A 22,264-nucleotide genomic window follows, 5' to 3' on the forward strand; every position below is an offset into this window, starting at 1 on the left:
GTAGGAGCTGGCTTGCCAGCGAAGGCGTCCGCGAGAGCGGTGCGGGGCTTGAGGGCCTCTTCGCCAGCAAGCTGGCTCCTACGGGGGCATGGCAGTCGGGGCCGGCGGGGAGGGGTCAATCGGGCCAGTTCCACGCCGGTTCGTCCAGCATGCGCTGGCCGACGATGCCGGTCTGGCCCAGTTGTTTCTCCAGCACGATGCAGTTGCATTCGGGGTCTTGCTGCAAGGCCGCGATCAGCCGCCGGGCGTGGGACACCACCCACACCTGGCACTGCTGCGAGGCGCGAATGATCAGGCGCGCCAGGGCCGGCAACAGGTCCGGGTGCAGGCTGGTCTCCGGTTCGTTGAGCACCATCAGGGTCGGGGGTCGTGGGGTCAGCAGGGCCGCTACCAGCAACAGGTAGCGCAAGGTGCCGTCGGACAGTTCCGCGGCCGACAACGGTCGCAACAAGCCTTCCTGATAGAACTGCACCCCGAACAGCCCCCCCGGAACGGCATCGATCTCCAGCCGCGACTCCGGGAAGGCATCGCTGATGGTTTCGTGCAATGCCTGCTGATCGCCCACTTCGATGATGGTCTGCAACGCGGCGGCCAGGTCCCGGCCATCGTGGTGCAGCACCGGGGTGCGGGTGCCCAGTTGTGGTCGGCGCGCGGGTGCCTGGCTGTCGGTGCGCAAGTGATCATAAAAACGCCAGCCACGGATCTGCTCGCGCAGATGCAGGACCTCGGGCGATGAACTCAGGTTGCCCACCCGGTCGAACAGGCTGTCGCCGCTGCTCGTGTGCTGCGCCAGCACCTCCCATTGTCGGCCCGCACGGGCTCGTATCATCGGGCCCTGGCGGTCCACCAGGGCACTGGCCGAGCGGTACAGGGGCCCGCCCCAGATGCTCTCGCGCTTGATCCACGGGTCGAGAGTGAAGCGCGAGGCAATCGGCGAGCTGTGCCCGGGCAACATGAAATGGCCGCTGGAATCCGGCAGCCCCAGGCTGATCGCGTACCCGAAGTCCTCACCGGCAAAGCCCAGTTGCAGGCGTCTGGCGGCCTTGCGCTGCCCGCCCTGGATCGGCACCTCGCCCTGGCTCATGCGTCGGCTGATCTGTTCCGGCCCGGCCCAATACGTCGATTCCAGCCCGCCTTCCTTGGCCAGGGCGTTGACCACGCCGCCCTGGGCGGTCTCCGCCAGCAGGCGCAGGGCGCGGTACAGGTTGGACTTGCCGCTGCCGTTGGCGCCGGTGACCAGGTTCAGCCGACCCAGGGGAATCACCAGTTTGTTGATGGAGCGGTAGTTGGCCACCGCCAGGGTCTTGAGCATGCCGGGTCTCCTGTTGCGTGGTGCGCAGTGTGCCTGATTTGTGGAGCCGCAGCTTGCTTGCGGCTGCCCTCGAAACCGACGTTGTGCTTGCCAGGATAGAGCGCGTCGAGGGCCGTTGCGGCTGCTGCGCCCCGGGGCGCCGGCCGGCCAGCGGGAGCAAGCTCCGCGCCACCGAAACCCTCTCTGATGAGACTGGCGTGCAGCGGTTGAACCCTGTTCTAAGCTCACAGTCGTAACGTCACTGGCGAGACAGCATCACGCAAAAGGAGCCTGCATGGCTGCGTTCAATTCGAAGTGGATAGTGGGATTGACCCTGTTGCTGCTGCTTGGCGGCTGCGGGGCGGAAAAGCCCGGGGAAAAGGAGCGCCCGCGGGTGCGCATCCTGGAGGTGCAGAGCAGTGACTTCGCCCCTTCGGTGACCCTGACCGGTGACGTCCAGGCCCGGGTGCAGACCGAACTGTCGTTCCGCGTCGGCGGCAAGATCATCCAGCGCATGGTCGATGTCGGCGATCGGGTTACCGCGCAACAGGTGCTGGCCAAGCTCGATCCCAAGGACCTGCAGACCAATGTCGATTCTGCCGCGGCCTCGGTGTTCGCCGAGCAGGCCCGGGTCAAGCAGGCCGGCGCGGCGTTTGTCCGCCAGCAGAAGCTCTTGCCCAAGGGCTACACCAGCCAGAGTGAATACGATTCGGCCCAGGCCGCCCTGCGCAGCAGCCAGAGCGCCCTGAGCGCGGCCCAGGCGCAACTGGCCAACGCCCGCGAGCAACTGAGCTACACCGAGCTGGTGGCCGAGGCTCCGGGGGTGATCACCGCGCGCCAGGCCGAGGTCGGCCAGGTGGTGCAGGCCACGGTGCCGATCTTCAGCCTGGCCCGGGATGGCGAGCGCGATGCGGTGTTCAACGTCTACGAGTCGCTGCTGATGCAGCCACCGGGCCAGGAAACCATTCACATCAGCCTGCTGGACAACCCCAAGGTGACCACCACCGGCAAGGTCCGCGAGGTGACGCCGGTGGTCTCGGCCCAGAGCGGCACGGTGCAGGTCAAAGTGGTGCTCGATTCGTTGCCGGCGGGCATGGACCTGGGCTCGGTGGTCAGCGCCACCGCCCGGGCCCATGGCAAGGCCAGTGTGGTGCTGCCCTGGTCGGCCCTGACCAAGAACCTCAGCGAGCCTGCCGTGTGGCTGGTGGGCGAGGACGGCAAGACGGCCCTGCACACGGTGAAGGTCGGGCGCTACCTCACCGGCAAGGTGATCATCAGCGACGGCCTCAAGGGCGGCGAGAAAGTGGTAGTGGCGGGTGGGCAGTTGCTGCACCCGGGGATGTTCGTGGAGATCGCCTCGCAAACGAGCGACCAAGGAGCACAGCCATGAAGCGCCTGCTGCCGTTGTTGTGTGCCAGCGCCTTATTGCTGGGCTGCTCCAGGGAAGAGCCGGCGCCGGAGCCGGTGCGCCCGGTGCTGTCGTTCCGGGTGGCGCCCCAAGCCGAGGAAAGCCTGGGGCGTTTTGCCGGCACCATCCAGGCCCGCTACGAGACCAACCTGGGTTTCCGGGTGCCGGGGCGCATTGCCAACCGCAATGTCGATGTCGGTGCCGAAGTGGGCCCCGGGGACTTGCTGGCGACTCTGGACCCCACCGACCAGCAGAACCAGCTGCGGGCCGCCCAGGGCGACCTGGCCAAGGTCGAGGCGCAGTGGATCAACGCCCAGGCCAATGCCCGGCGCCAGCAGGAACTGTTCGATCGCGGCGTGGGCGCCCAGGCGCAACTGGACATCGCCCAGACCGACCTGAAGACCACCGGTGCCTCCCTGGACCAGGCCAAGGCCTCGGTGCGCCAGGCCCGGGACCAGCTCAACTACAGCGAACTGCGCAGCGATCACGGCGGTGTGATCACCGCCTGGAACGCCGAGGCCGGGCAGGTGGTGACCGCCGGCCAGCAAGTGGTGACCCTGGCCCGACCGGAGATCAAGGAAGCGGTGATCGACCTGCCGGCCAGCCTGGTGGACCAGTTGCCGGCCGGTGTGGAATTCAAGGTCGCGGCACAGCTGGACCCAAGCATCAACACCACTGCCACGGTGCGCGAGATCGAGCCCCAGGCTCAGAGCGCGACCCGTACCCGCCGTGCGCGCCTGACCCTCAAGGACACCCCCGAGGCCTTTCGCCTGGGCACCGCCATCAGCGTGACCCTGAGCACCGCCATCGAGCCGCGCACCGAGGTGCCGCTGACCGCCCTGCAAGAGGTGCAGGGCAAGACCCGGATCTGGGTCGTCGACCCCCAGAGCCAGACGGTGGCTCCGCGCGAGGTCACGGTGCTCAGCCGCGACAATGCTTCGGCGTTGATCAGCCAGGGCGTCAAGTCCGGCGAGCGGGTGGTCAGTGCCGGGGTCAACAGCCTCAAGCCGGGGCAGAAAGTCAAAATCGATGAGGACCGCGCACAATGACGCCCGACAGCAAAGGGAGCTTCAACCTGTCCGAGTGGGCGATCAAGCATCAGTCCTTCGTCTGGTACCTGATGTTCGTTGCGCTGCTAATGGGCGTGTTTTCCTACATGAATTTGGGGCGCGAGGAAGACCCCTCCTTCACCATCAAGACCATGGTCATCCAGACCCGCTGGCCCGGTGCGACCCAGGAAGAAACCCTGAAGCAGGTCACCGACCGCATCGAGAAGAAACTCGAAGAGCTGGACTCGCTGGACTACGTGAAAAGCTACACCCGCCCCGGCGAGTCGACGGTTTTCGTCTACCTGCGCGACACCACCAGTGCCAAGGACATTCCCGAGATCTGGTACCAGGTGCGCAAGAAGATCAACGACATCCGCGGCGACTTTCCCCAGGGCCTGCAGGGCCCGGGGTTCAACGATGAGTTCGGCGATGTGTTCGGCTCGATCTACGCCTTCACCGCCGATGGCCTGAGCATGCGCCAGCTGCGCGACTACGTGGAACAGGTACGGGCGCAGATCCGCGAAGTGCCGAACCTGGGCAAGGTGGAGATGGTCGGCGAGCAGGATGAAGTCATCTACCTGAACTTCTCCACCCGCAAGCTGGCGGCCTTGGGCATTGACCAGCGCCAGGTCCTGCAGAGCCTGCAATCGCAGAACGCGGTGACCCCGGCCGGGGTGATCGAGGCTGGGCCGGAGCGCATCTCGGTGCGCACGTCCGGGCAGTTCGCCTCGGAGAAGGACCTGGCCACGGTCAACCTGCGGCTCAACGACCGCTTCTACCGGCTGGCGGACATCGCCGAGATCAGCCGCGGCTATGTCGACCCTTCCACGCCGCTGTTCCGCTTCAATGGCAAGCCGGCCATCGGCCTGGCGATCGCCATGAAGAAGGGCGGCAACATCCAGGACTTCGGCAAGGCCTTGCACGCCCGCATGGACCAGCTCACCGCCGACCTGCCGGTGGGCGTCGGGGTGCACAAGGTTTCCGACCAGGCCGAGGTGGTGGAAGAGGCAGTGGGCGGTTTCACCAGTGCCCTGTTCGAGGCGGTGATCATCGTGCTGGTGGTGAGTTTCATCAGCCTCGGGGTCCGCGCCGGGCTGGTGGTGGCCTGCTCGATTCCGCTGGTGCTGGCCATGGTCTTCGTGTTCATGGAGTACAGCGGCATCACCATGCAGCGGATCTCCCTGGGGGCGCTGATCATCGCCCTGGGGCTGCTGGTGGATGACGCGATGATCACCGTGGAAATGATGGTCACGCGGCTGGAGAAGGGCGAGAGCAAGGAGCAGGCAGCGACCTTCGCCTACACCTCCACCGCCTTTCCCATGCTCACCGGGACCCTGGTGACCGTGGCCGGCTTCGTGCCCATCGGCCTCAACGCCAGTTCTGCCGGTGAGTACACCTTTACCCTGTTCGCGGTGATCGCGGTGGCCATGCTGGTGTCGTGGATAGTCGCGGTGCTGTTTGCCCCGGTGATCGGCATCCACATCCTCAGCACCAACGTCAAACCCCATTCCGATGAGCCGGGGCGCATCGGTCGCGCCTTCAATGGCGGTTTGCTCTGGGCCATGCGCAACCGCTGGTGGGCCATCGGCATCACCGTGCTGCTGTTCGTGGCTTCGGTGTTCTGCATGCGTTTCGTGCAGAACCAGTTCTTCCCGTCATCGGACCGGCCGGAGATCCTCGTTGACCTCAACCTGCCGCAGAACGCTTCGATCAACGAGACCCGCCAGGCCGTGGACCGCCTGGAGGCCACCCTCAAGGACGACCCGGACATCGAGCGCTGGAGCACCTATATCGGCGAGGGCGCGATCCGTTTCTACCTGCCCCTGGACCAGCAATTGCAGAACCCGTACTACGCCCAGCTGGTGATCGTCAGCAAGGGCCTGGAGCAGCGCACGGCCCTGACCCAGCGCTTGCAGAAACGCCTGCGGGAAGATTTCGTCGGCATCGGCAGCTATGTGCAGGCCCTGGAAATGGGCCCGCCGGTGGGGCGGCCGATTCAGTACCGGGTCAGTGGCAAGGACATCGACCAGGTGCGCAAGCACGCCATCGAACTGGCCACCGAGCTGGACAAGAACCCGCACATTGGCGAGATCATCTATGACTGGAACGAGCCCGGCAAAGTGCTGCGCATCGACATCGCCCAGGACAAGGCGCGGCAACTGGGGCTGTCCTCAGAAGACGTGGCGCAGTTGATGAACAGCATCGTCAGCGGCTCCACCGTGACCCAGGTGCATGACGACATCTACCTGATCAACGTGGTCGGTCGCGCCGACGACAACGAGCGCGGCTCCCCGGAAACCCTGCAGAACCTGCAGATCGTCACCCCCAACGGCACTTCGATCCCGCTGCTGGCCTTCGCCACGGTGCGCTACGAGCTGGAGCAGCCGCTGGTGTGGCGTCGCGACCGCAAGCCGACCATCACCATCAAGGCCGCGGTGCGCGATGCGATCCAGCCCACCGACCTGGTCAAGCAACTGAAGCCGGACATCGACCATTTCGCCGCGCAACTGCCCGCCGGCTATTCGGTGGCCACCGGCGGCACCGTGGAGGAAAGCGGCAAGGCCCAGGGGCCGATCGCCAAGGTGGTGCCGCTGATGCTGTTCCTGATGGCGACCTTCCTGATGATCCAGCTGCACAGCGTGCAGAAGCTGTTCCTGGTGGCCAGCGTGGCGCCCCTGGGGCTGATCGGCGTGGTCCTGGCCCTGGTGCCCACGGGCACGCCCATGGGCTTTGTGGCGATCCTCGGGATCCTGGCGCTGATCGGCATCATCATCCGCAACTCGGTGATCCTGGTGACCCAGATCGACGAATACGAGCGTGAGGGCTATCACCCCTGGGACGCGGTGCTGGAAGCCACCCACCATCGACGGCGGCCGATCCTGCTGACCGCGGCGGCGGCCAGCCTGGGGATGATCCCGATTGCCCGGGAAGTGTTCTGGGGGCCGATGGCCTACGCCATGATCGGCGGCATCATCGTTGCCACCTTGCTCACCCTGCTGTTCCTCCCGGCGCTGTACGTGGCCTGGTACAAGATCAAGGAACCGAGCAAGGACACCGAGCGCACCCGGCCCACGGCCTCGTAGGCGCTGGCTATTTCCGTAGGAGCTGGCTTGCCAGCGAAGAGGCCCGAGAGACAGGCGCCTGATCTGAAATCGCCTTCGCCGGCAAGCCGGCTCCTACGGGGTATGTGGCGTTGCAGAGGGCGTAGGCCCCCCACGGCCTCGTAGGAGCTGGCTTGCCAGCGAAGGGGCCCGAGAGGCGGGCGCCTGACTCGCAGGGGGATCAGGCCTTGCGCCAGACGCTGGCCAGCCACGGTTGCTGTTCCCGAGGCAGGCCGACGGGGCGGTAGTAGTGTTCCAGTTCGACGAACCCGGCATCCGTCAGCAACGCCTGCCAGGCCGCCAGGTCGTGGTAGGCACCATAGCGCGGGCCGTTCCAGCCTTCCTGGTTGTCACCCCGGGGATTGGAGCTGAACAGTACGCCACCGTCCTTGAGGCTGGCATGCAGTTGCTTGAGCACCCGCGGCAGTTCCTGGCGGGGAATGTGGAACAGCACCGCGTTGGCGAAGATGCCGTCGAAGTGAGCCGCCGGTAGATCGAGCTTGAGGAAGTCCTGCTGCCAGACTTCGCAGCCGCTGTCTTCCCGGGCCATCTGGGCGAAGCGCTCGCAGCCATCGAGGCCGATGGCCACATGGCCCAGGCGGGTGAAGGCCTGCAGGTCGCGGCCGGGTCCGCAGCCAAAATCCAGCACGGTGAATGGCGCCGGGCCCTGGATGTGCCGCAGCAGCGCGTCGATGTTCTGGCTGACGTCGTGGTCGCGGGTGCCTTCGCGAAAGTCCTCGGCCACCTGCTGGTAGTGGCCGAGGGTGGTGGCGGTGATGCTGTCGAGATCGTCGGGGGCGAGTTTCATGGCGGGCTGCGTGGCTAGAGAGGAGGGAGCCAATATACCGCCAATGACGGCCTGGCGGCCTGTTCGCGAGCGAGCTCGCTCCTACGGGATGATCACAGTCCTTGGTAGGAGCGAGCTTGCTCGCGAAGGCGTCCGAACGGACACCACAGCCCTCAGCGCTTGTTCAGCACCCGCGCCAGGCGGTCGCCACCCAGCTGGATCGCGGCCACCAGAATCACCAGCAGCACGATCACCGTGAGCATGATCTGGCTGTCGAAACGCTGATAACCGTAGCGGTAGGCAATGTCCCCCAGGCCGCCCGCGCCAATCGCCCCGGCCATGGCCGAGGAGTTGATCATGGTCACCAGGGTGATGGTGAAGCCGCCGACGATGCCCGGCAACGCTTCGGGCAGCAGCACGTGCCAGACGATGTGCCAGCGCCGGCAACCCATGGCCTGGGCGGCCTCGATCAGGCCGTGGTCGACCTCACGCAGGCTGACTTCGGCGATCCGCGCAAAGAACGGCGTGGCGGCGATGGTCAGCGGCACCACGGCGGCCCACACGCCGTAGGTGGTGCCGACGATCATCCGGGTAAAGGGGATCAGCGCCACCATCAGGATCAGGAACGGGATCGAGCGGAACAGGTTCACAAAGGCCCCCAGCGCCCGGTTCAGGTTCGGCGCCTCGTAGATCCCGCCCTTGCCGCTGGTGACCAGGATCACCGCCAGGGGAATCCCCGCCAGCAGGGCAATCAGCGAGGACACGCCGACCATCAGCAGGGTGTCGAGAATGCCCTGCAACAAGCGATCAAACCACATAGCCCAGTACCTCCACCTGTTGTGCCCATTGCCCGGCGCGCTGGCGCAGTTGCGCAGCCTCCAGGGACGAGCCCTGGACTGCCAGCAGCAGTTGCCCCAGGGCGTGGCCCTGGATGCGTTCCACGCCGCCTTGCAGCAGGCGTACGCGGCCGCCCAGGGCGCCGAACAGCGCCGCCAGGTCCGGTTCCTCATGGCTGCTGCCGGTGAAACGCAGGCTCAGCACCAGCGCCGCATCGGAAGACGTCGAATGGCTTTGCAGACGGTTCTGCAGTTCTTCCGGCAGGCCGTGCTGCAGGGGCGCCAGCAGGGTCTTGCTGACCTCGTGCTGCGGGTTGCCGAAGACTTCCCAGACCGGCCCCTGCTCGACGATGCGCCCGTGCTCCAGTACCACCACCCGGTCGCAGATATCGCGGATCACCGCCATCTCGTGGGTGATCAGGATGATGGTCAGGCCCAGGCGCTGATTGATCTCTTTCAGCAGGCCGAGGATCGACTGGGTGGTCTCCGGGTCCAGGGCCGAAGTGGCTTCGTCGCACAGCAGGATCTCGGGATCGTGGACCAGGGCCCGGGCGATCCCCACCCGCTGCTTCTGGCCGCCGGACAACTGCGCCGGGTAGGCCCGGTGCTTGTCCTTGAGGCCCACCAGCTCCAGCAGCTCGCGCACCTTGCGCTGGCGCTCGGCCTTGGGTACCCCGGCCACCTTCAGCGGCAGCTCGACGTTGTGCCACACGGTCTTGGCCGACATCAGGTTGAAGTGCTGGAAGATCATGCCGATGCGCCGGCGCAGGGCCACCAGGCGGTCTTCGTCGAAGTCGCCGATGTCCACCTGGTCGATCAGCACCCGGCCGCTGCTGGGCTGCTCCAGGCGGTTGATGGTGCGGATCAGCGACGACTTGCCGGCGCCGCTGCGGCCGATGATGCCGAACACCTCGCCGCGCTGGATCGAGAGGTCGATATCGTGCAAGGCCTGCACCGGACCCTGCTGGCCCTGGTAGGTCTTGCCCAGGCCGATAAAGCGCACCTGGGCGCGATTCAGTTCGGGGTGCAGCTCGGTCTGCTCGGCGCGCCGGGGCGCCGCTTCCGGCAGCTTGCGCTGTAGCGTCGCGACACTCATCTCAACCTTCCCAGCCGGCTTGGTAGAGCTTGCCGTGGGCTTTGTCCAGAGCGGCGCGAACGGCAGGCGAGTGCTGGTAGATATCGACGAACTTGATCAGCCGCGGGTCGTTCTTGCTCTTGGGCTGGATCACGAACTGGATCACGTATTCCTTGTGGTCCAGGCCGTCGAACAGCAGCGCCGAGGCGGCATCGAAGGTCTTGGCCAGGCGGATGTAGGCCGGGTAGCCCTGGACCAGGTCAGCGTCGTCATAGGCGCGCACCAGTTGCACGGCTTCGACCTGGAGGATCTTGATCTTCTTCGGGTTGCTGACGATGTCTTCTTCGGTGGCCTTGTAGCCAACGCCCGGCTTGAGGGTGATCAGCCCGGCCTTGGCCAGCAGTTGCAGGCCGCGCCCGCTGTTGATCGGGTCGTTGGCGATGGCCACGCTGGCGCCTTGTGGCAGTTCGTCGAAGCTTTTGTATTTCTTCGAGTACAGGCCGACGTTGTTGATGATGCCCGGGGCGAAGGGCACCAGGTCGAAACCGGCGGCGGCCTTGGCGTTTTCCAGGAACGGGATGTGCTGGAAGTAGTTCACGTCGATGTCACCGGCGGCCAGGCTGACGTTGGGCGCGATCCAATCGGTGAACTCCACCAGCTCGACTTTCAGGCCCTGCTTGCCGGCCTCTTCCACGGCGGCCTCCAGGGGAATGGCGAAGGCGGCGGTGGTGCCGACCTTGAGCGGCGCGTCGGCGGCGAAGACGGCGCTGCTGAACAGGCCGAGGGCGAGGGCCAGGGCTTTGAGCGGGTGGCGCAGGCGTTTGGTTTTCATAGGGGTCAGGGTCCGAGTCGGGGCCAGGGAATGGGGTGTGGTTGCGGGCCTCTTCGCTGGCTAGCCAGCGCCTACAGTGAGGTGTGCAGGAGCCGGCTTGCCGGCGAAGCGTTTAGCGGCGGTAGGCCGCGCCGGTGTGTTGTTCGGGCAGCTTGCGGCCCTGGCGGAAGAGCTTTTCCCGCAGGGTGCCGTCGTCGTAGGCGGTCTTGTAGGAGCCGCGGCGCTGCAGTTCGGGGATGACCAGGTCGATGAAGTCGACGTAGCTTTCCGGGGTGACGATGCGGGTCAGGTTGAAGCCGTCCAGGCCGGTTTCGGCGATCCAGGATTCCAGGTCGTCGGCCACCTGCTGCGGCGAGCCGACCACGGTGAAGTAGCGGCCGCCCAGGGCGTGCTGGTCCAGCAGCTTGCGTCGGGTCCAGTCGTTGTTCTGCAGGTTCTTGGTGGCCGACTGGATGGCATTGCTCTTCACGTACTGGATCGGCTCGTCGATCTCGTACTGGGAAAAATCGATCCCGGTGGACGCGGAAAAATGCGCCACCCCGGCCTCTGCGCTGGCGTGGCTGCGGTACTCGGCGTGCTTCTTCCAGGCCAGTTCCTCGGTCTCGCCGACTATCACGTTGAGGCCCATGAACACCTTGATGTCCTCGGGATTGCGCCCGGCAGCCACGGCGCTGGCGCGGACCTTGTCCACCTGGGCCTTGGTCGCGGCCTTGTTCTGCCCGCTGATGAACACGCACTCGGCGTGGCGCCCGGCGAACAGCAGGCCGCGATCCGAGCTGCCGGCCTGGAACAGCACCGGGGTGCGTTGCGGCGACGGTTCGCACAGGTGGTAGCCGCTGACCTGGTAGAACTCGCCCTGGTGCTCGACCTTGTGCACTTTTTCCGGCTGGGCATAGATGCGTTGCTCGCGGTCATTGAGGACCGCGTCGTCCTCCCAACTGCCTTCCCAGAGTTTGTACAGCACCTCCAGGTACTCGTCGGCCTGGTCGTAGCGGCGGTCGTGCTCGATCTGCTCCTTGAGCCCCATGGCCTGGGCGGCGCTGTCCAGGTAGCCGGTGACGATGTTCCAGCCGACCCGGCCACGGCTCAGGTGGTCGAGGGTGGAAAGGCGCCGGGCGAACAGGTAGGGCGCCTCGTAGGTGAGGTTGGCGGTGAGGCCGAACCCCAGGTTCTTGGTGACCGCGGCCATGGCCGAGACCAGCAGCAGCGGGTCGTTCACCGGCAGCTGGATCGACTCCTTGAGGGGCACGTCCACCGAGTTCTGGTAGACGTCGTAGACCCCGACGATGTCGGCGATGAACAGCCCGTCGAACAGCCCGCGCTCCAGCAACTGGGCCAGCTCGGTCCAGTACTCGAGGGTCTTGTACTGGGTCGAGTTGTCCCGCGGGTGGGTCCACAGGCCGTGGTTGATGTGCCCGACGCAGTTCATGTTGAAGGCGTTGAGCAGGATCTTCTTCTTGGTGGTTTGTGGCGCGGCCATCAGATGGTCCCCCGCAGCGGCGGGTTCTGCTGGTTCAGGTAGTAGTTGCCCACCGCGTGGTACTTCCAGCGCACCGGGTCGTGCAGGGTGTGCACCCGGGCGTTGCGCCAGTGGCGGTCCAGGCCGTGCTCGGCCAGGGTCGCCTGGCTGCCCGCCAGTTCGAACAGGGTGCTGCCGGCGGCCAGGGAGATTTCCGTGCTCAGGGCGCGGACCTCGGCCACGGCGATGGACGCGGCGGCCACGGTGTCGGCGTTGGTGTCGGCCTGGGCCCGGTCGAGGAATTCCCCGGCGCGCTCCAGCAGGGCCTCGGTGGCGTGCAGGCGGATGCTCAGGTGGCCGAAGCTCTTGATGGTCAGCGGGTCGTCGGTGGCCTTGTCGTTGCCGGAGTCGATCCACGGCCGGGTCTTGGTGCGCACAAAGCGCAGGGCGTCTTCATAGGCGGCGCGGGCGATGCCGGTGTCGATGGCGGCGTGGAGGATCTGCGCCAGCGGGCCGACTGGGGTCGGGCGCTCGAAGGCGCTCTGGAACGGCACCACGTCGGCCTCGTCCACCCACACGTTGTCGAATTGCACCGAGCCGCTGCCGGTGGTGCGCTGGCCGAAGCCGCTCCAGTCGTCGATCACGTCCAGGCCCTGGGCGTCGGCGGGGACGAAGGCCAGTTGCTGCACGCCGTGTTCATCCACCACCGAGGTGGGGATGCGCTGGGCGTAGAGGGCGCCGGTGGCGTAGAACTTGCGCCCGTCGATGCGGTAGCCCGGGCCGTTGCTGTCGCGGCTCAGGCGGGTGGTGCGGTCGTGGGCGGTCTTGGTGCCCAGCTCGGCCAGGGCGTTGCCGAAACGCCGGCCGGCCAGGACTTCGGCATACAGCCGCTGCTTCTGCGGCTCGCTGCCATTCACCCGCAGCACTTCCAGGGCGTAGAAATGGTTCTGCGGGATCTGCCCCAGGGAGGCGTCGGCTTCGGCGATCAGGGCGATGACCTTGGCCAGGGTGACGTTGGAAACCCCGGCGCCGCCGTATTCCTTGGGCACGCTGATGCCCCACAGGCCGGAGCGGGAAAAGGCTTCCAGCTCGGGGTGCGGCAGGCGCCGCTCGCGGTCGCGCAGGGCGCTGTCGCGCTTGAAATCTTCCGCCAGGTCGCTGGCGACAATCAGGGCTTGCTCATCGCTGGTAATGACCGCGACGTGTTGGGAAAGAGACATGTGTTTCTCCAGAGATCTGGTCAAAAGCGTTCTGCGCGGTTAAATCCAGGAGTGCCGGGCAGGCAAGGTGCCGTTCAGGTGATAGGTGCCCACGGCGTGGTACTTCCAGCGCACCGGGTCGTGCAGGGTGTGCACCCGGGCGTTGCGCCAGTGACGGTCGAGGTTGAATTCGGCGAGGGTGGCGCGGCTGCCAGCCAGCTCGAAGAGCTTTTCACTGGCCAGCAGCGAGATCTCGGTGGTCAGCACCTTGGTTTCGGCCACGGCGATGGAGGCGCGGGCCGCGGACTCGGCAGTGATCGGCGCCGCGCTGACCTGGTCCAGCACCTGCCCGGCCTTGCGCAGCAGGGCTTCGGCGGCGTGCAGTTCGATCTGCAGCTTGCCGATGTCGGCGATCACATACAGGTCATCGCCGGCCCGCTCGACGTTGGCATCGATCCACGGGCGTGCTCGTTCACGAACGAAACGGATGGCGTCGGCCACGGCTTCCCGGGCGATGCCGGCGTCAATGGCGGCCTGGATCAGCTGGGATACCGCGCCCTGGATATTCGGTGTTTCGTTGATCCGCCAGTTGTCCAGCACCAGCTCGGCGTCCACCCGCACATCGTTGAGCAGGATGGTGCCGCTGGCGGTGGTGCGCTGGCCGAAGCCCGACCAGTCGTCGACGATGCGCAGCCCCGGGGTGCCACGACGGACGAAGGCCAGCACCTGGCGGCCTTCCTCGTTGAGCGCCTTGACCGCCACCCAGTGGGCGAACAGGGCGCCGGTGGAGTAGAACTTCTGGCCATTGATCACGTGGCCGTCGGCGTCGGCGGTGATCCGTGCCTTGAGTTCCAGGGTGTTCTTGGTGCCGCGTTCCGGGCCGGCATTGCCGATGCGCCAGCCTTCCAGGACGCTCTGCAGCAGCTGTTTCTTCTGCCGCTCGGTGCCGCAGCCGAGAATCAGGCCGAGGATGCCGAACTGGTTCTGCGGGATCTGCCCCAGGGCCGGGTCGGCCGCGGAAATGATGGCGAAGACTTCGGCCAGGGTGACGAAGGAAACCTGTGGCCCGCCGTAGGCGCGGGGCACGGAAATACTGCCCAGGCCGCTGCGGGTGAATTGTTCGATCTGCGCCCAGGGCAGCTTGCGCTGGCGGTCGCGCTGGGCGGCCTGCTGGCGGGCCGCGTCGGCCAATTCATGGGCAGCCTGAAGGGCTTCGGCGTCGTTGCGCAGAACCCGAGCGGGCAGCAAAAGGGGAGCGATATCCAGGTCACTCTGGACCTGGGCTTCGATCAGACTGGACATCAGTGCCACTCCTTGGCTGCACGCAATGCCCTGGCGATCTGCACTGGGGTGATTGTGTTCCGGACCATACCTACCTCACATCTTTTGGATAGGCCGCGTCATGCGGCGAAATCAGAATCAAGAATGTCCGGTGGTCCGGTGCATATACCCTATGCGCGTATAAAAATTAAATAAACTAACTTTTAGGAATATGAATAGAAGGGTTGAATCGAAGCCCGCAGGCGTTATGGATCAAGGCCTTAGCGTGCTTCCACGGCTGTGGTTCTAGCGACGAATGTCCCACAAACCACCCCGTACCTGCACGTAGGAGCTGGCTTGCCAGCGAATGCGTCCGCGAGGGCGGTGCAAGGCTCGAGGGCCTTTTCGCCGGCAAGCCGGCTCCTACGGGGGAGGGGGCGTGATCTGCTGTAGGAGCTGGCTTGCCAGCGAATGCGTCCGCGAGGGCGGTGCAAGGCTTGAGGGCCTTTTCGCCGGCAAGCCGGCTCCTACGGGGGAGGGGGCGTGATCTGCTGTAGGAGCTGGCTTGCCAGCGAATGCGTCCGCGAGGGCGGTGCAAGGCTCAAGGGCCTCTTCGCCGGCAAGCCGGCTCCTACAAGGGGGCGTGGCTTGCGCCGAGGAACTTGCTGAGAAACTGTCGGGTGCGTTCGTGCTGGGGGTTGGCGAACAGCGCCTTGGCTTCGCCCTGTTCGACGATCACCCCCTTGTCGAAGAAGATCACCCGGTTGGCCACGTCCCGGGCAAAGCCCATCTCGTGGGTGACGATGACCATGGTGCGTTTCTCTTCGGCCAGGCTGCGGATGGTGGCCAGTACTTCACCCACCAGCTCCGGGTCCAGGGCCGAGGTGGGTTCGTCGAACAGGATCACCCGCGGTTCCATGGCCAGGGCCCGGGCGATCGCTACCCGCTGTTGCTGGCCGCCGGACAGGCGCCTGGGGTAGGCATCTTCCTTACCTGCCAGCCCGACCTTGGCCAGCAGCGCGCGACCCAGGGCGACGGCTTGCTCCCGCGGGGTTTTCTTCACCACCAGCGGGCCTTCGATGACGTTCTCCAGGGCGGTGCGGTGGGGGAACAGGTTGAAGTTCTGGAACACGAAGCCCACTTGCTGGCGCAACTGGCGGATCCGGCCCTGCTGATGGCTCAGGGGGATGCCGCTGTCGATGCTGATGTCACCGATGCGGATGCGGCCGCTGGTGGGTTCTTCGAGAAAATTCAGGCAGCGCAGGAAGGTGGTCTTGCCCGAGCCGCTGGGGCCGATGATGGCGACCACTTCGCCTTCCTTGACCTCCAGGTCGATGCCATTGAGCACCGTCTGGCCCTTGAACTGCTTGGTCAGTTTTTCCACCACGATCATGGCTTCAGGACTCCTGGTCGTGCCGATTGACCCGCTCTTCAAGCCGGTTCTGCAGGTGCGCGAGCACGCTGGCGAGAATCCAGTAGATCAGGGCGGCGGCAAGATACATGGTGAAGATTTCGAAGGTGCGGGCGGTGATCAGCTGCGCCTGGCGGAACAGTTCAGGCACCTGGATGGTGGCGGCCAGGGCCGTGTCCTTGACCAGGGAAATGAAGCTGTTGCCCAGCGGCGGCAGGGCCGTGCGCATGGCTTGGGGCAGGATCGCCCGGCGCAGGGTCTGCGCGCGGGTCATGCCGATGCTGGCGGCGGCTTCCCATTGGCCACGCTCGATGGAGCCGATGGCAGCCCTGAGGATTTCACAGGCATAGGCCGCCATGTTCAGGGAGAAACCGATCAGTGCCGCGGGCAGCGGGTCCAGTTCCAGCCCCAGTTGCGGCAGGCCGTAATAGATCACGAAGAGCTGCACCAAGAGCGGCGTGCCGCGAAAGAACGACACGTAGATGCGGGCGATCCAGCTCACCAGGGCCAGGCGCGACAGGCGCATCAAGGCCAGGCCAAAGCCCAGCAGCAGCCCGAAGAACATGCCGCCGAGGCTGAGGATGACCGTGTAGTACGCGCCTTTGAGAAGAAATGGCGCTGATTCCAGCGCCAGTTGCAGGCCTGCTTCCATTATTGGGTGACGTCAGCGTTGAAGTATTTTTCCGAGAGTTTTTTCAACGTGCCGTCCGCCCGCAGTTCCTCAATGGCCTTGTTCACCGCCGCCAGCAGCTCAGGTTCGCCCTTGCGCAGGGCCACGCCGGCTTCCTGGCGGGAGAAGGGCTCGCCGGATACCACCAGGGTGTCCTTGGTTTTCTTGATCAGCTCGAAGGCCGCCAGGCGGTCCACCAGGATGGCTTCGATACGGCCTACGCGCAGGTCCTGGTACTTGGTCGGATCGTCGTCGTAGGTCTTGATGATGGCGGTGGGCACGTTGTCCTTGAGCCACTGCTCGTAGTTGGTGCCCAGGCCCACGCCGACCTTGTGCCCACCCAGGTCGGCGGCGGTCTTGAACTTGCCTTCGTCCTTCTTCTGGGTCAGGGCCTGGATGCCGGAGACGGTATAGGGGATGGAGAAATCGTACTTTTTCTTGCGCTCTTCAGAGATGGTCACCTGGTTCACCACGGCGTCCAGGCGCTTGGACTCCAGGGCGGCGAGAATGCCGTCCCACTTGGTCGGCTGCAGCTTGACCTTGACCCCGAGCTTGTTCGCCAGGGCTTCGGAGAATTCCACCTCGAAGCCGGTCAGCTTGCCGTTTTCGTCCACATAGCTGAACGGTGGGTAGGTGCCTTCCAGGCCGACGTTGATGACTCCGGCATCCTTGATTTTCTGCAGTTGCTCGCCGGCAACCGCTTGCCCCATCAGTCCGGCACCCAAGGCCAGGCCCAGTGTGCCAATCAGCAGATTGCGACGCAGTACGGAAAAATTCATGACAAGCCCCTGTGTGTTTTCTTATGCACGATGCGGGTGGAGTTGCAGGTCAATCGATGAGGCGCGAACTGTGCTTTATCCTGCCTTAAATGCGCGTGGCGCGTCTCGTGGCAATTGGGCCTGCGGCGCGACTATAAGACGGCATTTATAGGTTTAAAAATAATATAAATTTACTTTGTTATTCCTTTTTGTTTGGCTCTCCTCGCACCATCCTTCCGTAGGAGCTGGCTTGCCAGAAAAGGCGGCATCGAGGGCGATGCAAGGCTCGTGGGCCTCTTTGCCGGCAAGCCGGCTCCTACAAAGAACTCCATTGCCCTGACCCCGCAGGAGCTGGCTTGCCAGCGAAGGCGGCGTCGAGGGCGATGCAAGGCTCGCGCTGCTACGAGAAGGCGCCGGCGTAGGCGAACAGGGCCGGGGCGCCGCCGGTGTGCAGGAAAATCAGCGGGCCATCGTCGAAGCGCTGGCGGCCGACCCCGTCCAGCAGACCGGCCATGGCCTTGCCGGTGTATACCGGGTCCAGCAACAGGCCTTCCTGGCTGGCCAGCAGCTTGACCGCCGCCAGCGTCCCGGCATTGGGTTCACCGTAGCGCGGGGCGAAGTACTCGTCCCACAACTGCACGTTGAAAGCGTCGGGCAGCTTCACTCCCAGCAACTCAGCGGTGCGCTCGGCCAGGCCCTGGACCTTGGGCCGCTGGTCTTCTTCGCTGCGCGACACGGTGACCCCGATCACCGGCAGTTGCGGCAGCACTTCGCTCAAGGCCAGGGCCAGGCCGCTGTGGGTGCCGGCGCTGCCGGAGGCCAGGACCACGGCGGCAAACTCCAGGCCGCTGTCTTCGATCTGCTGCGCCAGCTCCAGGCCGGCGCGCACGTAGCCCAGGGCCCCCAGGGCGTTGGAGCCGCCGATGGGCACCAGGTAGGGTTTCTTGCCGTTGCTGCGCAGGCGCGCGGCCAGGGCGTGCAGTTGCTCGTCGGCCTGGTCGAGGTTTTCCACCAGCTCCACCTTGGCGTCGAACAGGTCCAGCAGCAGGCGGTTGCCATTGCCCAGGTAGTTGGGGTCTTGGGTGCCGGTGGGGTTTTCCAGCAGGGCCACGCAGCCCAGCCCCAACTTGGCGGCCAGGGCTGCGGTCTGGCGCACATGGTTGGACTGGATGGCACCGGCGGTGATCAGGGTGTCGGCGCCCTGGGCCAGGGCATCGGCGGCCAGGTATTCGAGCTTGCGCAGCTTGTTGCCGCCCATGGCCAGGGGGGTGCTGTCGTCACGCTTGACGTAGACATCGCGACCGATCCAGGCCGACAGGCGTTCGAGTTTTTCCAGGGCGGTGGTAGACCTGAGCAGGTCGAGACGGTTAAAGCGGGCGAGCTGTTGTTTGATCATGGGGCCGCACGGAACAGGGAAGGTGCAAGGACTATAGGCAGCCCTTTTTGCCCGGGCAACCGCCAATCGCTTATGCGAAAAAGTGCTTGAAGCCAGACAATTAGTTCTTAAGCGCCGCCGTCGCCGGGCGTAAAGTGATCGCCGTTTGCGCGGCCCGATTGTCCGGCCGCCCGAGTAAGGAGTCTTATCGTGAGCGAGCGTTCCAGCCATTGGCAATTGCAGACCATCGTTGGCCAACTGCGTGATGCCCGTGACCAGTGGCGTACCCGCAACGGTCGGGTCAGCGGCGAGCAGGGCGGGCGTGAGCTGCCGTCGCGGGCGGCCATGGCGGAAATCCTCGAGGCCCTGTGCGGTGCCCTGTTTCCCATGCGCCTGGGGCCGGTGGACCTGCGCGAAGAGAGCGAGGATTTCTACGTGGGCCACACCCTGGACGCGGCGCTCAACGCCTTGCTGGCCCAGGCGCGCCTGGAGCTGCGCTATGTGGCCCGGCAGAGCGGCGAGGCCGATGCTGAAGTCAACGCCCGGGCGATCCGCCTGATCCAGGATTTCGCCCTGGCCCTGCCCGGCCTGCGGGTGCTGCTGGACACCGATGTGCTGGCGGCCTATCACGGCGACCCTGCGGCCCGCAGCGTGGATGAGGTGCTGCTGTGCTACCCCGGCATCCTGGCGGTGATCCACCACCGCCTGGCGCACCATCTGTATCGCGCCGGCCTGCCGCTGTTGGCGCGGATCAGCTCGGAAATCGCCCACTCGGCCACCGGCATCGACATCCACCCGGGTGCGCAGATCGGCCGCAGCTTCTTCATCGACCACGGTACCGGCGTGGTGATCGGCGAGACCGCGATCATCGGCGAGCGGGTGCGCATCTATCAGGCGGTGACCCTGGGCGCCAAGCGCTTCCCGGCGGACGAGGACGGCCAGTTGCAGAAGGGCCACCCGCGCCACCCGATCGTCGAGGACGACGTGGTGATCTACGCCGGCGCGACCATCCTGGGGCGCATTACCATCGGCAAGGGCTCGACCATTGGCGGCAACGTCTGGCTGACCCGCAGCGTGCCGGCCGGCTGCAACCTGACCCAGGCCAACCTGCAGCACGACGACGGCTCGCAGAAGTAGGCGCTGGCTTGCCAGCGAAGGCGTCCCTGAGGGCGATGCAGGGCTTGCGGGCCTCTTCGCCGGCAAGCCGGCTCCTACGGGAGAGAGGCCGGCCCGGCAAGGGGCTTTTTCTGCTGAACGATTGCGTTCGACACACGTCATACCCTTCCCTGAGCTAGCGTACAAAAGGTACCGCTGAGCCCTGCGATTAGTCCTGAGCCCCCTATCCATGTTTAACTTGAACGCTTGTTCAAGTTAAACCGGTGGTTCGCTGCCCGCTCACAACAGGAGGCTTGCCTTTGCTGAGTCCGTCTATTTCAGCCATGTTTCATCCCTTCGAGGTGCACCGTTCATGAGTGCACCATCCACCTCCGCGAATGCTCTGATTCGCATGAACCCTCCGGTGTTCTACTTCGCCGCGAGCTTTATCCTGATCTTCGGCGTGGTGGTCATTTCCATGCCGGAACAGGCCGGCGCCTGGCTGCTGGCGGCGCAAAACTGGGCGGCCAATACGGTCGGCTGGTACTACATGCTGGCGATGACCCTGTACCTGGTCTTCGTGGTGGTCACCGCCTTGTCCGGCTACGGCAAGATCAAGCTCGGTGCCGACCACGACGAACCCGAGTTCAGTTACCTGTCCTGGGCCGGCATGCTGTTCGCCGCCGGGATCAGCATCACGCTGTTCTTCTTCTGCGTTTCCGAGCCCCTGACCCACATGCTGCAACCGCCCCAGGGCGAGGCCGGCACCGCCGAGGCGGCGCGCCAGGGCATGCAGCTGCTGTTCCTGCACTGGGGCCTGCACGGGTGGGGCGTGTTCGCCTTCGTCGGCATGGCCCTGGCGTACTTCGCCTACCGGCACAACCTGCCGCTGGCCCTGCGTTCGGCGCTGTACCCGCTGATCGGCAAGCGCATCAACGGCCCTATCGGCTACGCGGTGGATGGCTTCGGCATCATCGCCACGGTGTTCGGCCTGGGCGCCGACATGGGCTTTGGCGTACTGCACCTGAACTCCGGCCTCGACTACCTGTTCGGCATCGCCCACACCCAGTGGATCCAGGTTGGCCTGATCACCCTGATGATGGGCGCGGCGATCATTGTCGCGGTGTCCGGGGTCGACAAGGGCGTGCGGGTGATGTCCGACATCAACATGCTGCTGGCGGTGGCGCTGCTGCTGTTCGTGCTGTTCGCCGGGCCCACCCAGCACCTGCTCAACACCCTGATCCAGAACCTGGGCGACTACCTGGGCGCCTTGCCCACCAAGAGCTTCGACGTCTACGCCTACAACAAGCCCAGCGACTGGCTGGGCGGCTGGACGGTGTTCTACTGGGCCTGGTGGATTGCATGGTCGCCGTTCGTGGGCCTGTTCATCGCGCGGATTTCCCGGGGCCGGACCATCCGCGAGTTCGTGTTCGGCGTACTGCTGATTCCCCTGGGCTTTACCCTGGCGTGGATGTCGATCTTCGGTAACAGCGCCATCGACCAGGTGCTCAACCACGGTATGAGCGCCCTGGGCATGTCGGCTATCGACAACCCGTCGATGACCCTCTACCTGCTGCTGGAAACCTACCCCTGGAGCAAGACCGTGATTGCGGTCACGGTGTTCATCAGCTTCGTGTTCTTCGTCACCTCGGCGGATTCCGGCACCGTGGTGCTCTCGACCCTGTCGGCCAAGGGCGGCAACGCCGATGAAGACGGACCGAAATGGCTGCGGGTGTTCTGGGGCGCGATGACCGCCCTGGTCACCAGTGCGCTGTTGTTCGCCGGCAGTATCGACTCGCTGAAGTCGGCGGTGGTGCTGACCTCGCTGCCGTTCTCGCTGATCCTGCTGTTGATGATGTGGGGGCTGCACAAGGCGTTCTACCTGGAATCCCAGCGGCGCATCGCCCAGTTGCATTCCCTGGCGCCGGTTGCGCCTTCGCGGCGGGGCAAGGGCGGCTGGCGCCAGCGCCTGAGCCAGGCGGTGCATTTCCCGTCACGGGATGAGGTGTATCGCTTCCTCGACCAGACAGTGCGCCCGGCCATCGAAGAGGTGACCGCGGTGTTCGTCGAGAAGGGCTTGAACGTGGTGACCCAGCCCGACCCGGCCAACGACAGCGTGAGCCTGGAAATCGGTCATGGCGACCAGCACCCGTTCATCTACCAGGTGCAGATGCGCGGTTACTTCACCCCGTCCTTCGCCCGTGGCGGCATGGGGCCCAAGGAGCTGCGCAACCGCCGTTACTACCGGGCCGAGGTGCACCTGGCCGAGGGCAGTCAGGATTACGACCTGATGGGCTACACCAAGGAACAGATCATCAACGACATCCTCGACCAGTACGAACGCCATATGCAGTTCCTGCATCTGGTGCGCTGAGCCGTTCGCTCAGGCCTTGGTGAGCAACAGGTAGAACACCAGGGCCAGCACCGGCACGGCAAACACCAGGCTGCCGACCGCCAGCTCCGAACGCAGGGGCTGGTGGGCGGTGACCATGCCCACCGCACCGTTGATGACCGTCAACGCCAGCCACAGCCCCGAGAAGCCATAGCCCAGGGTCTGGCGGCTGAAACCCAGCCGCTCGCCGATAAACAGCACCAGTGCCAGCAGGATCAGGCCAAAGGTGATGATGATGGTGGTGTGCATGATGGGTACTCCCCGGG

The 22,264-nt window shown here is 65.4% G+C and carries 18 protein-coding genes; 5 read left to right on the forward strand and 13 right to left on the reverse strand.

The genetic code is table 11. The features are described from left to right. Positions 1 to 115: 115 nt before the first annotated feature. Entirely contained in the window at positions 116 to 1,312 is a 1,197-nt protein-coding gene (locus tag PFLCHA0_RS01200) for an AAA family ATPase (RefSeq protein ID WP_015633734.1), read from the reverse strand. A 274-nt stretch (positions 1,313 to 1,586) separates the two neighbouring features. On the opposite strand from PFLCHA0_RS01200, the gene PFLCHA0_RS01205 reads away from it, so the two are divergent. From PFLCHA0_RS01205 to PFLCHA0_RS01215, 3 genes are read left to right on the forward strand one after another with little or no spacing between them, the layout of a single operon-like run. Continuing rightward, complete coding sequence (locus PFLCHA0_RS01205) at positions 1,587 to 2,681, forward strand: efflux RND transporter periplasmic adaptor subunit (RefSeq protein WP_011058616.1); 1,095 nt, start codon at positions 1,587 to 1,589, stop codon at positions 2,679 to 2,681. Then, positions 2,678 to 3,748, forward strand: coding sequence for an efflux RND transporter periplasmic adaptor subunit (locus PFLCHA0_RS01210; RefSeq protein WP_015633735.1), 1,071 nt, complete (start codon positions 2,678 to 2,680; stop codon positions 3,746 to 3,748). Before PFLCHA0_RS01205 ends, PFLCHA0_RS01210 begins: the two co-directional genes overlap by 4 nt. Further along, entirely contained in the window at positions 3,745 to 6,831 is a 3,087-nt protein-coding gene (locus PFLCHA0_RS01215; RefSeq protein ID WP_015633736.1) for an efflux RND transporter permease subunit, read from the forward strand. Before PFLCHA0_RS01210 ends, PFLCHA0_RS01215 begins: the two co-directional genes overlap by 4 nt. A 199-nt stretch (positions 6,832 to 7,030) precedes the next feature. Here PFLCHA0_RS01215 and PFLCHA0_RS01220 read toward each other — a convergent pair whose 3' ends face one another. The 11 genes from PFLCHA0_RS01220 to PFLCHA0_RS01270 form a co-directional block, all read right to left on the reverse strand. After that, positions 7,031 to 7,657 carry a class I SAM-dependent methyltransferase gene (locus tag PFLCHA0_RS01220; protein WP_015633737.1) on the reverse strand — a complete coding sequence of 209 codons (627 nt, stop codon included), beginning with the start codon at positions 7,655 to 7,657 and terminating at the stop codon, positions 7,031 to 7,033. A gap of 152 nt (positions 7,658 to 7,809) precedes the next feature. Continuing rightward, positions 7,810 to 8,454, reverse strand: coding sequence for a methionine ABC transporter permease (locus PFLCHA0_RS01225; RefSeq protein ID WP_015633738.1), 645 nt, complete (start codon positions 8,452 to 8,454; stop codon positions 7,810 to 7,812). Continuing rightward, positions 8,444 to 9,568 carry a methionine ABC transporter ATP-binding protein gene (locus PFLCHA0_RS01230; protein WP_015633739.1) on the reverse strand — a complete coding sequence of 375 codons (1,125 nt, stop codon included), beginning with the start codon at positions 9,566 to 9,568 and terminating at the stop codon, positions 8,444 to 8,446. Before PFLCHA0_RS01230 ends, PFLCHA0_RS01225 begins: the two co-directional genes overlap by 11 nt. Before the next feature lies 1 nt (position 9,569). Further along, the gene (locus PFLCHA0_RS01235; RefSeq protein ID WP_015633740.1) at positions 9,570 to 10,379 is read right to left on the reverse strand and encodes a MetQ/NlpA family ABC transporter substrate-binding protein; all 810 of its coding nucleotides are present in this window, start codon (positions 10,377 to 10,379) and stop codon (positions 9,570 to 9,572) included. A 112-nt stretch (positions 10,380 to 10,491) separates the two neighbouring features. Next, on the reverse strand, positions 10,492 to 11,859 hold the full coding sequence (locus PFLCHA0_RS01240; protein ID WP_015633741.1) for an LLM class flavin-dependent oxidoreductase: 1,368 nt from the start codon (positions 11,857 to 11,859) through the stop codon (positions 10,492 to 10,494). Further along, positions 11,859 to 13,058, reverse strand: a complete 1,200-nt coding sequence (locus PFLCHA0_RS01245; RefSeq protein ID WP_015633742.1) for an SfnB family sulfur acquisition oxidoreductase — start codon at positions 13,056 to 13,058, stop codon at positions 11,859 to 11,861. Before PFLCHA0_RS01245 ends, PFLCHA0_RS01240 begins: the two co-directional genes overlap by 1 nt. 39 nt (positions 13,059 to 13,097) lie before the next feature. After that, complete coding sequence (locus tag PFLCHA0_RS01250) at positions 13,098 to 14,339, reverse strand: SfnB family sulfur acquisition oxidoreductase (RefSeq protein WP_015633743.1); 1,242 nt, start codon at positions 14,337 to 14,339, stop codon at positions 13,098 to 13,100. A 589-nt stretch (positions 14,340 to 14,928) separates the two neighbouring features. Then, on the reverse strand, positions 14,929 to 15,690 hold the full coding sequence (gene tcyN, locus PFLCHA0_RS01255; RefSeq protein WP_015633745.1) for an L-cystine ABC transporter ATP-binding protein TcyN: 762 nt from the start codon (positions 15,688 to 15,690) through the stop codon (positions 14,929 to 14,931). 4 nt (positions 15,691 to 15,694) lie between these two features. Then, the gene (gene tcyL / locus PFLCHA0_RS01260; RefSeq protein WP_015633746.1) at positions 15,695 to 16,360 is read right to left on the reverse strand and encodes a cystine ABC transporter permease; all 666 of its coding nucleotides are present in this window, start codon (positions 16,358 to 16,360) and stop codon (positions 15,695 to 15,697) included. After that, on the reverse strand, positions 16,360 to 17,157 hold the full coding sequence (gene tcyJ, locus PFLCHA0_RS01265; protein ID WP_011058628.1) for a cystine ABC transporter substrate-binding protein: 798 nt from the start codon (positions 17,155 to 17,157) through the stop codon (positions 16,360 to 16,362). The genes tcyL and tcyJ overlap by 1 nt, the downstream gene beginning before the upstream one ends. Positions 17,158 to 17,536: 379 nt before the next feature. Next, on the reverse strand, positions 17,537 to 18,532 hold the full coding sequence (locus PFLCHA0_RS01270; RefSeq protein ID WP_011058629.1) for a D-cysteine desulfhydrase: 996 nt from the start codon (positions 18,530 to 18,532) through the stop codon (positions 17,537 to 17,539). A 189-nt stretch (positions 18,533 to 18,721) separates the two neighbouring features. Between PFLCHA0_RS01270 and epsC the strand changes: the two genes are divergently transcribed. Next, positions 18,722 to 19,648, forward strand: coding sequence for a serine O-acetyltransferase EpsC (gene epsC, locus PFLCHA0_RS01275; RefSeq protein ID WP_011058630.1), 927 nt, complete (start codon positions 18,722 to 18,724; stop codon positions 19,646 to 19,648). A gap of 370 nt (positions 19,649 to 20,018) precedes the next feature. Next, positions 20,019 to 21,980: a choline transporter BetT gene (gene betT, locus PFLCHA0_RS01280; RefSeq protein WP_161466434.1), complete on the forward strand. Its 1,962-nt coding sequence runs from the start codon at positions 20,019 to 20,021 to the stop codon at positions 21,978 to 21,980. Positions 21,981 to 21,989: 9 nt separating this feature from the next. Here betT and PFLCHA0_RS01285 read toward each other — a convergent pair whose 3' ends face one another. Continuing rightward, the gene (locus PFLCHA0_RS01285) at positions 21,990 to 22,247 is read right to left on the reverse strand and encodes a hypothetical protein (RefSeq protein ID WP_015633747.1); all 258 of its coding nucleotides are present in this window, start codon (positions 22,245 to 22,247) and stop codon (positions 21,990 to 21,992) included. Positions 22,248 to 22,264: the final 17 nt, after the last annotated feature.

Source organism: Pseudomonas protegens CHA0 (assembly GCF_000397205.1).
GTDB classification, from domain to species: Bacteria; Pseudomonadota; Gammaproteobacteria; order Pseudomonadales; family Pseudomonadaceae; genus Aquipseudomonas; species Aquipseudomonas protegens.

What these genes read in the sequence shown, in the direction of transcription:
- tcyL (WP_015633746.1), bottom strand. Translation starts at nt 16,360, where the DNA reads ATGGAAGCAGGCCTGCAACTGGCGCTGGAATCAGCGCCATTTCTTCTC.
- PFLCHA0_RS01235 (WP_015633740.1), bottom strand. Translation starts at nt 10,379, where the DNA reads ATGAAAACCAAACGCCTGCGCCACCCGCTCAAAGCCCTGGCCCTCGCC.
- tcyN (WP_015633745.1), bottom strand. Translation starts at nt 15,690, where the DNA reads ATGATCGTGGTGGAAAAACTGACCAAGCAGTTCAAGGGCCAGACGGTG.
- betT (WP_161466434.1), top strand. Translation starts at nt 20,019, where the DNA reads ATGAACCCTCCGGTGTTCTACTTCGCCGCGAGCTTTATCCTGATCTTC.
- PFLCHA0_RS01230 (WP_015633739.1), bottom strand. Translation starts at nt 9,568, where the DNA reads ATGAGTGTCGCGACGCTACAGCGCAAGCTGCCGGAAGCGGCGCCCCGG.
- PFLCHA0_RS01245 (WP_015633742.1), bottom strand. Translation starts at nt 13,058, where the DNA reads ATGTCTCTTTCCCAACACGTCGCGGTCATTACCAGCGATGAGCAAGCC.
- PFLCHA0_RS01250 (WP_015633743.1), bottom strand. Translation starts at nt 14,339, where the DNA reads ATGTCCAGTCTGATCGAAGCCCAGGTCCAGAGTGACCTGGATATCGCT.
- PFLCHA0_RS01215 (WP_015633736.1), top strand. Translation starts at nt 3,745, where the DNA reads ATGACGCCCGACAGCAAAGGGAGCTTCAACCTGTCCGAGTGGGCGATC.
- tcyJ (WP_011058628.1), bottom strand. Translation starts at nt 17,157, where the DNA reads ATGAATTTTTCCGTACTGCGTCGCAATCTGCTGATTGGCACACTGGGC.
- PFLCHA0_RS01220 (WP_015633737.1), bottom strand. Translation starts at nt 7,657, where the DNA reads ATGAAACTCGCCCCCGACGATCTCGACAGCATCACCGCCACCACCCTC.
- PFLCHA0_RS01240 (WP_015633741.1), bottom strand. Translation starts at nt 11,859, where the DNA reads ATGGCCGCGCCACAAACCACCAAGAAGAAGATCCTGCTCAACGCCTTC.
- PFLCHA0_RS01285 (WP_015633747.1), bottom strand. Translation starts at nt 22,247, where the DNA reads ATGCACACCACCATCATCATCACCTTTGGCCTGATCCTGCTGGCACTG.
- PFLCHA0_RS01210 (WP_015633735.1), top strand. Translation starts at nt 2,678, where the DNA reads ATGAAGCGCCTGCTGCCGTTGTTGTGTGCCAGCGCCTTATTGCTGGGC.
- PFLCHA0_RS01270 (WP_011058629.1), bottom strand. Translation starts at nt 18,532, where the DNA reads ATGATCAAACAACAGCTCGCCCGCTTTAACCGTCTCGACCTGCTCAGG.
- PFLCHA0_RS01225 (WP_015633738.1), bottom strand. Translation starts at nt 8,454, where the DNA reads ATGTGGTTTGATCGCTTGTTGCAGGGCATTCTCGACACCCTGCTGATG.
- PFLCHA0_RS01200 (WP_015633734.1), bottom strand. Translation starts at nt 1,312, where the DNA reads ATGCTCAAGACCCTGGCGGTGGCCAACTACCGCTCCATCAACAAACTG.
- PFLCHA0_RS01205 (WP_011058616.1), top strand. Translation starts at nt 1,587, where the DNA reads ATGGCTGCGTTCAATTCGAAGTGGATAGTGGGATTGACCCTGTTGCTG.